Source organism: Parachitinimonas caeni, from assembly GCF_030129945.1.
Classification (GTDB): Bacteria; Pseudomonadota; Gammaproteobacteria; order Burkholderiales; family Chitinimonadaceae; genus Parachitinimonas; species Parachitinimonas caeni.
Genome location: NZ_JARRAF010000031.1, coordinates 42,414 through 55,173, shown reverse-complemented (window position 1 = coordinate 55,173; position 12,760 = coordinate 42,414). Strand labels below are relative to the sequence as shown.

Annotated in this window: 11 protein-coding genes; 5 read left to right on the top strand and 6 right to left on the bottom strand. The window is 59.6% G+C overall.

Annotation, left to right across the window (positions count from 1 at the left end; genetic code table 11):
• Window positions 1-220 precede the first annotated feature (220 nt).
• From PZA18_RS18980 to PZA18_RS18970, 3 genes are read right to left on the bottom strand one after another with little or no spacing between them, the layout of a single operon-like run.
• Window positions 221-877 carry a LutC/YkgG family protein gene (locus PZA18_RS18980; protein WP_284102447.1) on the bottom strand — a complete coding sequence of 219 codons (657 nt, stop codon included), beginning with the start codon at window positions 875-877 and terminating at the stop codon, window positions 221-223.
• Window positions 874-2,295 (bottom strand): LutB/LldF family L-lactate oxidation iron-sulfur protein, encoded by a 1,422-nt coding sequence (locus tag PZA18_RS18975; RefSeq protein ID WP_284102446.1) that lies wholly within the window; start codon window positions 2,293-2,295, stop codon window positions 874-876. The genes PZA18_RS18980 and PZA18_RS18975 overlap by 4 nt, the downstream gene beginning before the upstream one ends.
• Window positions 2,288-3,022: a (Fe-S)-binding protein gene (locus PZA18_RS18970; RefSeq protein WP_284102445.1), complete on the bottom strand. Its 735-nt coding sequence runs from the start codon at window positions 3,020-3,022 to the stop codon at window positions 2,288-2,290. Before PZA18_RS18970 ends, PZA18_RS18975 begins: the two co-directional genes overlap by 8 nt.
• Before the next feature lie 408 nt (window positions 3,023-3,430).
• Between PZA18_RS18970 and PZA18_RS18965 the strand changes: the two genes are divergently transcribed.
• Genes PZA18_RS18965 through rfbD form a run of 5 tightly spaced genes read left to right on the top strand, consistent with a single transcriptional unit; the run spans window position 3,431 to window position 9,619 of the window.
• Complete coding sequence (locus tag PZA18_RS18965) at window positions 3,431-4,885, top strand: FAD-linked oxidase C-terminal domain-containing protein (protein WP_284102444.1); 1,455 nt, start codon at window positions 3,431-3,433, stop codon at window positions 4,883-4,885.
• Window positions 4,886-4,887: 2 nt separating this feature from the next.
• On the top strand, window positions 4,888-5,958 hold the full coding sequence (glcE, locus tag PZA18_RS18960; protein ID WP_284102443.1) for a glycolate oxidase subunit GlcE: 1,071 nt from the start codon (window positions 4,888-4,890) through the stop codon (window positions 5,956-5,958).
• Window positions 5,959-5,961: 3 nt separating this feature from the next.
• The gene (gene glcF, locus PZA18_RS18955) at window positions 5,962-7,188 is read left to right on the top strand and encodes a glycolate oxidase subunit GlcF (RefSeq protein WP_284102442.1); all 1,227 of its coding nucleotides are present in this window, start codon (window positions 5,962-5,964) and stop codon (window positions 7,186-7,188) included.
• 58 nt (window positions 7,189-7,246) lie between these two features.
• The gene (gene sbcB, locus PZA18_RS18950; RefSeq protein WP_284102441.1) at window positions 7,247-8,716 is read left to right on the top strand and encodes an exodeoxyribonuclease I; all 1,470 of its coding nucleotides are present in this window, start codon (window positions 7,247-7,249) and stop codon (window positions 8,714-8,716) included.
• 21 nt (window positions 8,717-8,737) lie between these two features.
• Window positions 8,738-9,619 (top strand): dTDP-4-dehydrorhamnose reductase, encoded by an 882-nt coding sequence (gene rfbD / locus PZA18_RS18945; RefSeq protein WP_284102440.1) that lies wholly within the window; start codon window positions 8,738-8,740, stop codon window positions 9,617-9,619.
• An 87-nt stretch (window positions 9,620-9,706) separates the two neighbouring features.
• Here rfbD and PZA18_RS18940 read toward each other — a convergent pair whose 3' ends face one another.
• The 3 genes from PZA18_RS18940 to PZA18_RS18930 form a co-directional block, all read right to left on the bottom strand.
• A complete protein-coding gene (locus PZA18_RS18940) occupies window positions 9,707-10,057 on the bottom strand; it encodes a RidA family protein (RefSeq protein ID WP_284102439.1) in 351 nt (116 codons plus the stop codon).
• A 149-nt stretch (window positions 10,058-10,206) separates the two neighbouring features.
• A complete protein-coding gene (locus PZA18_RS18935; protein WP_284102438.1) occupies window positions 10,207-11,394 on the bottom strand; it encodes a DesA family fatty acid desaturase in 1,188 nt (395 codons plus the stop codon).
• Window positions 11,395-11,476: 82 nt separating this feature from the next.
• Entirely contained in the window at window positions 11,477-12,760 is a 1,284-nt protein-coding gene (locus PZA18_RS18930) for a mechanosensitive ion channel family protein (RefSeq protein WP_284102437.1), read from the bottom strand.

Sequence of the window (12,760 nt, the reverse complement as noted above, 5' to 3'; positions counted from 1 at the left end):
AGCCAACAGCCTGGCAGTCAACACCGCAGCAGGCCCAAATCCGGCGAAACCCTCCGGGCCGGGTCGATTTTTGGGGCATGGCGTTGTTAGGGTTCGCTTATTTAGCCCGCTAAACCACGCTTACCCTACCTAGCCCTGCCCCAAAACTCGGCCCGGCGCGACCGGAAACAAAACGTCAACAGAGCCTAGGCTCTGTTGACATGGGATGGGTGCCTTGCGCTCACCGTGTCACAGGGGTTTCACCAATCAGCACGATATGTACACGATACGGCCCGTGCGCGCCCAGGGTGATGGTCTGCTCGATATCGCCGGTCCGCGACGGCCCGGACACCACATTGCAGGCACGCGGTAACTGGCCGTGTTCGGCGCGCAGCAAGGCAAAGCCCTCATCCATGGTCGCCACCACCCGCTCGACAGGTACCAGTGCGATATGGGTCTCCGGCAGCAGGCTGGTAGCTGCTGCGGTGCCAGCACCAGACAGCAGCATCAGGCTGCCGGTTTCAGCCAACGCGCAGAAAACCCCCGTCACGCCTACTCCATCTTCCCCTCGCGCCGGTCGGGCTTCGGCGGTCAGCCCGGCGAGGGGCCACGGCAGAGCTGCCAAACTCGGCCAGCAGACAAGCCGACGCGGCAGCCCCGCCTGGTCCAGATAACGGCAAATGGCGGCCGGTACGGCATCCCCGCTACGCACCTGATCAATCGTGGAGGACAGCGCCTCCGCCCGCTGGCAGAAGCGCTGAACCAGGTCAGCCCCGCGCAATCCCTGACTATGCGGGCCGGGTTGCCGCGCGTTTACACGGGCTTCGACCCGACTGGTATCGCCAGGGCGCCCTTGTCGCTGCCGGATTCGGGCAAGGATCGCCTCACGGGCACTCATCGACGCCCTCCTTTTCCGGTGCGTCGGGCATAGAGCTCGCGGAAAGTCTGGCCTGTTGGTGCCGGCAAGTCGCGCCCATCGGTCCAGGCTCCGGCAAAAGGCAGGTGCCGCAACTTGCCATCAACCGCCCGCCAGCCCAGCAGCCGCACCGCAATCCGGCTTGCCCAGTCGTAATAGCGAGGCCGCATAGCGAGCCAGGCCCAGGCCCGGTAGCTCCAGCGTTCTCGCCAGCTCTTTTGTCCCCGGTTCGCCTGCCGTTCACGCCAGTGACGCATCAGATCGGGCAAGGGAATCTTTACCGGGCAGACCACCGAACACTGGCCGCATAAGGTGGCGGCGTGTGGCAGTTCCGGCGCCCGTTCCAGACCCCGGTAGGCTGGCGTCAGAATCGCCCCCATCGGCCCCGGATACACCCAGCCATAAGCATGCCCACCCACCGCCTGATATACCGGGCAGTGATTCATGCAGGCGCCACAGCGAATGCAACGCAGCATGGCCTGCAGTTCGGTGCCCAGCAGGCCACTACGGCCATTGTCGAGCAGGATGATGTGCATTTCCTGAGGACCATCACTCGCTCCGGCATCCTGCCGCCCGGTGAGCAAGGAAACGTAATTGCTGATCGACTGCCCGGTGGCAGACCGGGTCAGCAGCCTAACCAGCGTGGCCGCGTCTTCCAGCGTCGGCACGACTTTCTCGATGCCGGTAATCGCCACATGGATGCGCGGCAGCGTGGTACACAGACGGCCATTGCCCTCGTTGGTCACCAGCAGGGCCGAGCCGGTCTCGGCGACCAGAAAATTGGCACCGGAGATTCCCATATCTGCCTGTAGAAACTGCGGGCGCAGCATCTGGCGCGCTTCCCGGGTCAGCCCTTCAATATCCTCACGCCAGGCGCTGCCCTGCCTGGGTACGGCGTGGTGCTGTGCAAACAGATCGGCGACTTCTTCCTTATTCTTGTGGATGATGGGCGCAACAATGTGCGAAGGCTTTTCGTTGGCGAGCTGCAGCACATACTCACCAAGATCGGTTTCGACAACCTTGACACCCGCCGCCTCAAGTGCGGGATTCAGCTCGCATTCCTCGCTGACCATCGACTTGGATTTGACCGCCAGCCGTACGCCGCCAGCCTGGGCGATGTCAACCACGATGCGGTTGGCATCGGCTGCCGATTCTGCCCAATGCACCACCGCACCTCGCCGCGTGGCTTCAGCCTCAAACCGTAGTAGCCAGGCATCAAGGTCGCTGAGTACGGTATCCCGAATTGCCTGCCCGGCCGTGCGCAGGGCTTCGAAATCGCCAAAGTCCTCAACCGCCGCTGCACGTTTGCTGACAAATTTGATCGGAATCCGCGCCAGTGAACGCTGTAGTTGTGAATTAGCCAGCGCCGCGCCGGCACGGTGGGCAAAATCATCACGCATTCGATTCATCCTGATTACCTGCCAGGATCTCGGCAAAGTGCATCACCTTGGTTGACTTGCCCAAGCGCCGCAGGCGCCCCTCCAGCTGTAGCAGGCAGCCCAGATCACCGCCGATCAGCATCTCCACCCCGCAGGATTCGATACCCTGACATTTACGGTCGGCCAGCTCGGTGGAAAGCTCGCCAAACTTGACCGCGAACGCGCCCCCAAAGCCACAGCACTGTTCAGCCCCCTCCATTTCCCTCAAGGCCAGGCCCTCGATGCCGGCCAGCAACTGCCGTGGCTGCTGCTTGACGCCCAGCTCACGCAAGCCGGAACAGGAATCGTGGTAACAGGCCGTCACCGGCAAATGCCCTTCGGCCTGGAAATGCAGGACATTCAACAGGAAGTCGGACAACTCGTAGACTTTGCCGGCAAAGGCAGAAATCGCCACGGCATGCTCGGGAAACTCCTTGAGCAGCTCGGGGTAGTGGACTTTCATCATCCCCGCACAGGAACCCGAGGGCACGACGATGTAGTCGCAATCGGCAAACTCCGCCATGACCTTGAGCGCCAGCCTTTGGGCCAGCACTCTTTCGCCACCGTTATAGGCGGGCTGACCACAGCAGGTTTGATTCGGCGGCACGATCACCAGACGGCCATCCCGCTCCAGCAGGTCAAGCGCCGCCAAAGCGATGGAAGGACGCATCAAGTCGGCCAGACAAGTGGCAAACAAGCCTATGCGCATGAAGACCCCCTGGTTGTGGGCAGTCGGAAGAATAAGAGCAGCGGAAGGAAAAAAAGGCAGGGCGACCCGGGCTGGCAAGCTTCGGAGGAGCTACGCCGTCCCCCGTGATTGGCAGGGGGTCGCCCCAATTTCGGAGTATTGGGCTGACAGCGGCCACCTGCCCAGCCTAGTAAGGCAGATACCGTAGTCACTGCGAAGTGTAGATTCTCGTGAAGTATCAACAATCCGGGTTATCCCTTACGGCATTTTGAATGTTTGACAATCTGTCATGTAAAAACCTGACAGAGACTCTGTGCAAGATTTGCATAAGCCGTTGTTTTAAATCGGCTTTCCTGCAGCGGATTTTCATGAAAAACCCGAGCAGCGCCTTATCCGCTACGATGAAAAATCCCTGTAAAAAACTATGTCATGCCTAACAGCCAATTTCTATCCGATCTTGCTGCAACTGTCGATGCACAAGGGCTGCTGACCTCGGCCGAACAGCTGCGTGTTTATGAATGCGATGGTCTGGCGGCGTACCGCCAGTTACCGCTGGCCGTCGTGCTGCCGACCACCGAGCAACAGGTGATTGCGGTACTGCGCTGCTGCCACCGTCATCAGGTAGCCGTCGTCGCCAGAGGATCAGGCACCGGGCTGTCCGGCGGTGCGCTACCGGTTGAAGGGGGCATAGTGCTGTCGCTGACGCGCATGAATGCCATCCTGAACATCAACCCGCTGGGCCGTAGCGCCAGGGTTCAGCCGGGCGTTCGTAACGCCGCGATTTCAGAAGCCGCTGCATCGCATGGCCTTTACTATGCCCCCGACCCATCCAGTCAGATCGCCTGCAGCATTGGTGGCAATGTCGCGGAAAATGCCGGTGGCGTTCATTGCCTTAAATATGGACTGACCGTCAACAACCTGCTGGCGGTCCGTGCGATCACCAGCGAAGGTGAACTGCTGATCGCTGGCGGCGAAGCGCCAGACCAGCCAGGGCTGGATCTGTTGATGGCCCTGACCGGCAGTGAGGGCCTGCTGGCAGTCATTACTGAAATCACCGTACGTCTCTTGCCCAAGCCACAGGTGGCCCAAGTGATCCTCGCCGCGTTTCCGACCGTAGGCGCTGCCGGCACCGCTGTCGCCAATCTGATCGGCCAGGGCATCATCCCGGCTGGCCTGGAGCTGATGGATCAGGCGACCACCCGCGCCGTCGAATCGTTTGTGCAGGCCGGCTATCCGACCGATGCAGCCGCCATTCTGCTCTGTGAAGCCGATGGCACCGCCGAGGAGGTCCGTGCCGACATCGAGGCCATGAGCCAGGTGCTGCGGGAAGCGGGCGCCACTGCATTGCGCGTTTCCTGCAGCGAAGCGGAGCGGCTGACTTTCTGGGCTGGTCGTAAAGCTGCCTTCCCGGCGGCAGCCAAGCTGGCGCCGGATTACTACTGCATGGATGGCACCATTCCGCGCCATCGTCTGGCCGAAGTGCTGGATGGCATTGCAGGACTGGCGGCCGAGCACGGTCTGGCCTGCATCAACGTCTTTCACGCGGGCGACGGCAACCTGCACCCGCTTATCCTGTTTGACGCGAATGAGGGCGACCAACTGCATCGCGCCGAAGCCCTGGGTGCCCGCATTCTGGAACTGTGCGTGGCCGTGGGCGGCGCCATCACGGGCGAACACGGCGTCGGCCTGGAGAAAATCAATCAGATGTGTGTGCAGTTTGGTGAAGCCGAGCTGCGGCAATTTCAGGCTTTGAAGGCCGCCTTCGACCCCGCCTTGCTCCTCAACCCCGGCAAAGCCATTCCCAGTCTGCATCGATGTGCCGAATACGGGCGGATGCATGTGCATCAGGGCCAGCTGCCATTTTCCAACCTGCCGCGCTTTTGACGATGCTCAAAACCTTACAACAACAGATTGCTGACGCTACCGCCAGCGCTCGTCCCCTGCAGATTCGAGGCGGTGGCAGCAAGGCTGCGTGGTTACGGCCCCTTGCCGGCGAGCCACTGGCGTCACTGGACATTGGCGGCTGGCGTGGCATCGTCGATTACGCACCAACCGAGCTGGTCATCACTGTCAAAGCCGGCACCCCGCTGGCCGAGCTGTATGCGGTGCTGGCCGCCGAACGACAGATGCTGGCCTGTGAATCCCCTTGCCTGAACGCACAAGCCACCGTAGGAGGAACCCTTGCCACCGCCTGGGCCGGCCCACGCCGGCCTTATGCCGGCGGCGTTCGGGATCAGGTTCTGGGCATCAGCATGATCAACGGCAACGGCGAGCTGCTGCGCTTTGGTGGCCGTGTCATGAAGAACGTCGCCGGCTTTGATGTGTCGCGGCTGATGGTGGGCAGCCACGGCAGCCTGGGCCTGATTGTCGAAGCCTCGCTGAAGGTCTGGCCCTGCCCGGCTGCAGAGCTGACCCTGCAGTTTGAAATGCACGAGGCCGACGCCATTCTGCAACTCAACCGCTGGGCCGGCCTGCCGCTGCCCCTTTCGGCCAGTCATTGGCGATCCGGCGTGCTGCATATACGGCTGTCCGGCGCCGAAGCGGCAATTCAGGCGGCACGGCGCCAGCTTGGCGGCGAGGTTTGCCAGGATGGCGCTCGACTCTGGCAAACCCTAAGCGAGGAAATCGGCCCGCCAGCCAGCCATCTGAATGCCAATCAGGATCTGTGGCGCCTGAGCCTGCCGCCCCACACCCCACCCTGGCCCGAGCTGCCCTGCATGCAGGTCGAATGGGGCGGAGGCCTACGCTGGCTAGGGTTACGGCCGGATCAATCGCACCGACTGATCACCCTCGCTTCGGCCGCCAACGGCCATGCCAGATTGTGGCAGGCGACCGACTCCGGCCCGCGCCCTGGCCAGCCCCCCTCGGCGGCCAGCCTGGCACTGCATCGGCGCATCAAATCAGCGTTTGACCCGGCCGGGATTTTCAATCCAGGCATCCTGTTCGAGGGAGTCTGAACCATGCAAACCCGACTGGCCGCGCCTTACCGCAATACCGCTGAAGGGATAGAAGCTGAAAGCATCCTGCGCAGCTGTGTGCATTGTGGATTCTGTCTGGCCACCTGCCCGACCTATCAGCTGCTGGGCAACGAGCTGGATAGCCCACGCGGGCGGATTTACCTGATCAAGCAGGTGCTGGAGGGGGCCACCCCCAGCGCACAGACCTTGCTGCATCTCGACCGCTGCCTGTCGTGCCGCGCCTGCGAAACCACCTGCCCTTCAGGCGTACGTTATGGGCGTTTGCTCGACATCGGTCGCGAGCTGGTCGCCCGGCAAACAGGCCGGCCCAGCCTGAAGCGGTGGCAGCGCCAGTTGCTGATCGCAGGCTTGCGCCGCCCGAGGCTGTTCAAGCTAGGGCTGGCCATTGGTCAGCATAGCCGCCCGATCCTGCAAGGTCTGGCGCCAGCGCTGGCCGAGAAAATACCCTTGCCTGTCGCCACGATAAACTGGCAACCGCGCAGCCATCCTCGCAAGATGATCCTGCATGAAGGCTGCGTGCAGCCGGGTCTGGCGCCATCCATCCATCTCGCCACCCGGCGCCTGCTGGATGCCTGCGGGATCGAAGCCATCAGCCCACCACCGCAGTGCTGCGGGGCGCTGGCCCATCATCTGGGCGACAGCCACTGCAGCCATGACGATATGCGACGGCTGATCGACACCGTATGGCCACTGATCGAGGCCGGTGCCGAAGCGCTTGTCTCGACGGCCTCCGGCTGCGGCGCGATGCTTGCCGACTATGCCACGCTACTCCAGGACGACCCTGCCTACGCCGACAAGGCGCGCCGCCTCCACGCACTGTTTCGCGACATCAGCGATGTCCTCCGCCAGGAACTGCCAACCCTGCAAGCCCGGCTGACCCCCAGCAGACCTGGGCCGATCGTCTTTCAGGCCCCCTGCAGCCTGCAGCACGCGCTACGCCGCAAGGGCAAAGTCGAAGCCCTGCTGACCGAGTTGGGGTACACCTTGCTGCCCGTTGCCGACGCCCACCTGTGCTGTGGCTCGGCCGGGACGTATTCGCTGCTGCAACCAGAGATCGCCACCGCCCTGCGCCGCAATAAACTCGGACATCTGCTGGCAAACCAGCCATGCTGCATTGCTACAGCCAATATCGGCTGCATGCAGCATCTGCAAGCGGCCAGCCCCATCCCGGTGCGGCATTGGGTCGAATTGGTGGCAGAAGCTCTATAATCCGGCGCATGCCAATACATCTGATACCCCAAACCTTCCCCGCCAGACGAGGCCGCCCATGAGCCGCAGCCTGTTCTGGCACGATTACGAAACCTTCGGCATCGACCCACGGCGCGCCCGACCGGCCCAGGTTGGCGGTATCCGCACCGATGAGGAACTGAATATCATCGGCGAGCCGCTGATGTGGTATTGCCAGCCGGCAGACGATTTCCTGCCTGAGCCGGAATCGTGCCTGATTACCGGTATCACCCCCTTGCAAGCGCTGCAGCATGGTGTACCCGAACCGGAATTTGCCCACCTGTTGCACCGTGAACTCTCGCAGACCGGTACCTGCGGGGTCGGTTACAACTCGATCCGCTTTGATGATGAAGTCACGCGCTTTATGCTCTGGCGCAATTTCTACGATCCTTATGGCCGCGAGTGGCAGAACGATTGCTCGCGCTGGGACTTACTCGATGTGGTTCGCGCCTGCCATGCGCTGCGGCCGGAAGGCATCGAGTGGCCACGCCATGACGACGGCAGCCCCAGCTTCCGCCTGGAACATCTGACTCAGGCCAACGGTCTGGAACACGCCCAGGCCCACGATGCCCTGTCAGACGTCATGGCCACCCTCAACGTGGCCCGCCTGCTGCGCCAGCACCAGCCACGGCTTTACGAGTTCTGCTACGGCCTGCGCAAAAAGGATGCCGTGATCGACCAGATTGATCTGGCCAATCAGCAGCCCTTCCTGCACGTCTCCGGCATGTTTCCGGCCTCGCGCGGTTGCCTCGCGCTCATGCAGCCGATCGGCTGGCACCCGGTCAATCGCAATGAATTGATCGCGTTTGATTTATCCGCCGACCCGACACCGCTGTTCGATCTGTCGATCGAGGCGATTCAACAACGCGTCTTCACCCGCAGCACCGAACTGCCGGAAGGCATGGAGCGACTGCCGATCAAGACTATCCATATCAACAAGAGCCCGATTGTGGTCCGCAACCTGAAGGCCTTGAGCGGCGAACGAGCCGAACAATGGGGGCTGGATGTAGACACCTGCCTGCAACGCAGCCGGCAATTCCTCGGACAAAGCGAAATCAGCGACAAACTGGCGCAGGTCTTCACCCGTAACCAGGAAAACACCGGCCGCAGCGATGTGGATGAAGCGCTCTACCAAGGCTTTATTTCAAAGCGCGACGATGCCCGCCGAATTCGCGTGCGTGAGCTGTCGCCGCAGATGCTGGCTACCGAGCGCTTTGGCTTTGACGACCCGCGTCTGGCCGAGCTGTTGCTGCGCTATCGCGCCCGCAACTGGCCGGATAGCCTGAATGCCGAAGAACAAACCCTCTGGCAGGAGCAACGCTACCGATGGCTGCGCGATGGCGAAGACGGCCACTTGAGTGTCGTGGACTGCCGCAACCGCATTGCCGCCCTGCGTACGCAGCATGCCGCCAACGAGGCTGCGCTAGCGATTCTGGATTCCCTTGAGCAATATCTGGATCACATTACCCAAAGTCTGGGGACTGCCAACGGGCCTCCCTTCAGGCCCTGAAGACACCACCACGAGGAGTTGATGACGAATATGAAGACCATTCTGGTAACTGGCGTGAATGGCCAAGTCGGCTGGGAGTTACAACGTAGCCTGCAGGGGTTGGGCCGTATCGTCGCCCTGAGCCGCAATGAGATGGACTTATCGAACCCAGACTCGATCCGCACGGCAGTGCGGCAGCACAACCCCGGCTTGATCATCAACCCGGCGGCCTACACGGCTGTCGATCAAGCCGAGAAAGAAGTAGAGCTGGCCCACGCAATCAACGGCATCGCCCCTGGCGTTCTGGCTGAGGAAGCCAAGCGCCTGAATGCGCCGCTGATCCACTTTTCCACCGACTATGTCTACGACGGCGACAAAGCCGGTCGCTGGCTCGAAACCGATGCCACCAACCCGCAATCCGCCTACGGCCGCAGCAAGCTGGCGGGTGAAGAGGCCATCCGTGCGGTGCAAGCCCAGCACCTGATCCTCAGAACCTCCTGGGTTTATGCCGCACGCGGTAAAAACTTCCTGCTGACGATGCTGCGCCTGGCCAAGGACAAAGACACGCTGGGGATTGTGGCCGACCAGTTTGGCGCCCCGACCTGGTGCCGCACACTGGCCGACATGACTGCCCATATCGTGGCCTCGCGGCCCGATTGGCATGAAGTAAGTGGTACCTACCACTTCACCTGTAGCGGTGAAACCTCGTGGCACGGTTTCGCCACCGCGATATTTGCCGAATCGGCAAAGCGGGGGAACAAAGTTCCGGCGACGCTTAACACCCTGACCACCGATCAATACCCGCTGCCGGCCAAGCGGCCCAAGAACTCGCGGCTATCGCTGGACAAGCTCGACCAGACTTTCGGCATCACCCCACCCAGCTGGGAGCAGGCATTGGCACTCTGCTTCGAGGACATCCGGTAACCCCCGTCGATTGCCCGATCGCAAGGTATAGCCAACAAAAAGCCCCACTTCACCGAAGTGGGGCTTTTGCAATTCAAGGAGGTCCCTCTACAGCGCCGCAACGATCTTGATCTCGACTTTATATTCCGGCATTGCCAGCTTGGACTCGACCGTGGCACGGGCTGGGGTGTGGCCTTGTGGTACCCACGCCGACCAGGCTTCGTTCATTGCATCGTAATCAGCCATATCGGCCAACCAGATCTGGGCGGTCAGGATTCGCGTCTTGTCGCTGCCCACCTCACCCAACAAGCGGTCGATCATTTCCAGAACTTCCTCGGTCTGCTGCTTGGCGCCCTGATTCAAGGTTTCCTCGGCAACCTGCCCTGCCAGATAAACCGTGTTGTTATGCACCACAATCTCACACAAACGCGGACCAACGTGATAACGCTGAATAGACATGGATTTTCTTCCCAAAAAAATGGCTTGTTATCAACCAGACATGGCAGGAGTCTTGATTGTCAGAGGTCATGGCCTCGCCGCCGCAGAGTCTGCTGTACCAACACAAAGGGCGGACCTCGGCCCGCCCTTCATTAACGAATCAACTTACCTCAGGCCACCGTGCGCAGTCTGAGTGAAAACTCCTGCAAAGCCTCAATACCACTGGCTTCGGCACGATTACACCAGTCCTGCAATTCTTTGAGCAGCTGCTCTTTCGAGGCCGACGAACGCTCCCACAGCGTCGCCAACTCCTGGCGCATCTTGTAAACCGTATCCAGAACCTTGCTGTGTGCCAGCAGCTCTTCAAGCCGTTTGCGTTCGGCCAGAGGGGTATCCTTGGCATCCTGCTTCAACCACTTGCGCATCTTGCGCTTCGGGTTGAAATCCAGCTGCGGCAGGCGAGCGTTCGACACCAGCTTGTCAATCTCGCCACTGACCGTCGCCTTCACGGTACGAGCGTATTTCGAAGCAATCTCATAGCGGTTGGCAATCACCGCCTGCAACGTCTCCAGATCGCACATCGGCTTGGGCTCGATATGCTTTACGGTCGGGGCAACCCGTCTGACCGTTGCCAGACCCAGCGTCTCCAGAATACGGATATACATCCAGCCAATATCGAACTCCCACCACTTGTTCGACAGCTTGGCCGAAGTACCGAAGGTGTGGTGGTTGTTATGCAACTCCTCACCACCAATCAAAATCCCCCAGGGTACGATATTGGTCGAAGCATCCTGACACTCGAAATTACGGTAACCCCAGTAGTGACCAATGCCGTTGATGATGCCGGCCGCAGTCACCGGAATCCAGACCATCTGCACCGCCCACATCCAGATGCCGTGCACCCCGAACAGCAACAGATAGGCCACCGCCGTCACCACGACCCCCATTGCACTGTGCTTGGTATAGACGTTGCGCTCCATCCAGTCATCCGGCGTGCCATGCCCATACTTCTCCATGGTTTCCTTGTTCTTGGCTTCGGCGCGATACAGCTCCGAGCCTTCCCAGAAAACCTTCTTCAGCCCTCTTGTCTGTGGGCTGTGCGGATCTTCTTCGGTTTCGCATTTGGCATGATGCTTACGATGAATCGCCGCCCATTCCTTGGTCACCATTCCAGTTGTCAGCCAAAGCCATAAACGGAAGAAATGACTCGGAATCGGGTGTAAATCAAGCGCTCGGTGGGCTTGGTGCCGATGCAGGAAAATAGTGACCGAAGCAATGGTGATGTGGGTCAGGAAAAGAATAGCGATGATGGCTCCCCACCAGGGAAGATCGGTAATTCCAAATAGCCAGGAAGACATGTTTGTTAACCTTTGGTGTGTGGTGAAGTTATGTTTGTACCGCGAATTCTACGCCAAATAACTCAATCCGGTTTGTACAAAATCAAATCCCCCGCTCCCCACCCAGTATCCTTACATCCCGCTTGGGTGACGGAATCTCTATCCCCTGCTCCCCAAAAGCCTTCCAGATTTTCAAGTTGATTGCCGATTTGATTCCCGCCGTGCCATTTTCAGGATCACCAATCCAGAAACATAGTTCCAGCTCAATTCCATTCTCAGCGAATTTGGCGAAATTCACCTGAGGGGGAGGATCAATCAAAACCCGTGCCTCACCCACGCAAGCCTCCTGAATAATTGCCATGGCATGCTCGACATCGGTATCTCCTGCCACGGTTACATTCAGGGTAATACGTAAATTTCGGTCATGGTAAGACTGGTTGACCACGGTTCCTGTAATCAACGCCTCATTGGGGATAATTACCTCAGTTCCATCCGACGATTTCAACACCGTATATCGGGCAGTAATATTTGAAATCTGGCCCTGCCGATTATCAATCGTCACCACATCACCAATACGAACTGCCCGGTCAATTAAAATAATAAAACCCGACACATAATTACTGGCAACCTTTTGCAAACCAAAACCCAGACCAACACCTAACGCACCACCAAACACCGACAAAACGGTCGGGTCAATTCCCACGATCGGCAAGGCCACCACCGCTGCCAAAACTACCAGAATGGTCCTGATCACTTTGGTCACAACAACCCTGGCGCTCAAATCCACGCCGTCGGCTTTCATCACCTGCCGCTCAATCAGTTTGCCCAGCCACAAGGCCGCCAGCACCGCAATCGCAATTGAGGTCGCACCATTCAGGATCATCAAAACGGAAATTCGCTGCTTTCCGACATGCAGATCGACCTCATCCAATCCATCCAGAATGGTCGGCAATAAACCCGTAATATGCGAAGCCACAACCCCCCAAATCAAATAAGCAGCAAATCGCTCGAATTTACCCACCCAATGTGATTGGGCAAAAACATAGCGAACACAGTAAATCACACAGCGAATCGCCACCAGCGCCTCAGCAAGGCTCGATGCAAGATGCAGGATATTCTGGCTTTTATGGGCGCCCATAAAAACCGTCGCCAGCTGAATTCCTATATAAAACAAGAGTGGCGTCAATACCCGCGACAAACCCTCAGACCCGAATCGCCACGAAGCCTGCCGCAAGCCGATTCTTGGCCGTAAACTACGGGCAATCAAATAACTAAATCCAGCACACAATAATACAATGACTACCTGTTGCCAGACTTCAGTCCGAATCACCCCTAAAGTCTGGAATTCGTCATATAGATCAACCAACAAATTCGACTGCTTTTGCAT

What these genes read in the sequence shown, in the direction of transcription:
- PZA18_RS18980 (WP_284102447.1), bottom strand. Translation starts at nt 877, where the DNA reads ATGAGTGCCCGTGAGGCGATCCTTGCCCGAATCCGGCAGCGACAAGGG.
- PZA18_RS18975 (WP_284102446.1), bottom strand. Translation starts at nt 2,295, where the DNA reads ATGCGTGATGATTTTGCCCACCGTGCCGGCGCGGCGCTGGCTAATTCA.
- PZA18_RS18970 (WP_284102445.1), bottom strand. Translation starts at nt 3,022, where the DNA reads ATGCGCATAGGCTTGTTTGCCACTTGTCTGGCCGACTTGATGCGTCCT.
- PZA18_RS18965 (WP_284102444.1), top strand. Translation starts at nt 3,431, where the DNA reads ATGCCTAACAGCCAATTTCTATCCGATCTTGCTGCAACTGTCGATGCA.
- glcE (WP_284102443.1), top strand. Translation starts at nt 4,888, where the DNA reads ATGCTCAAAACCTTACAACAACAGATTGCTGACGCTACCGCCAGCGCT.
- glcF (WP_284102442.1), top strand. Translation starts at nt 5,962, where the DNA reads ATGCAAACCCGACTGGCCGCGCCTTACCGCAATACCGCTGAAGGGATA.
- sbcB (WP_284102441.1), top strand. Translation starts at nt 7,247, where the DNA reads ATGAGCCGCAGCCTGTTCTGGCACGATTACGAAACCTTCGGCATCGAC.
- rfbD (WP_284102440.1), top strand. Translation starts at nt 8,738, where the DNA reads ATGACGAATATGAAGACCATTCTGGTAACTGGCGTGAATGGCCAAGTC.
- PZA18_RS18940 (WP_284102439.1), bottom strand. Translation starts at nt 10,057, where the DNA reads ATGTCTATTCAGCGTTATCACGTTGGTCCGCGTTTGTGTGAGATTGTG.
- PZA18_RS18935 (WP_284102438.1), bottom strand. Translation starts at nt 11,394, where the DNA reads ATGTCTTCCTGGCTATTTGGAATTACCGATCTTCCCTGGTGGGGAGCC.
- PZA18_RS18930 (WP_284102437.1), bottom strand. Translation starts at nt 12,760, where the DNA reads ATGCAAAAGCAGTCGAATTTGTTGGTTGATCTATATGACGAATTCCAG.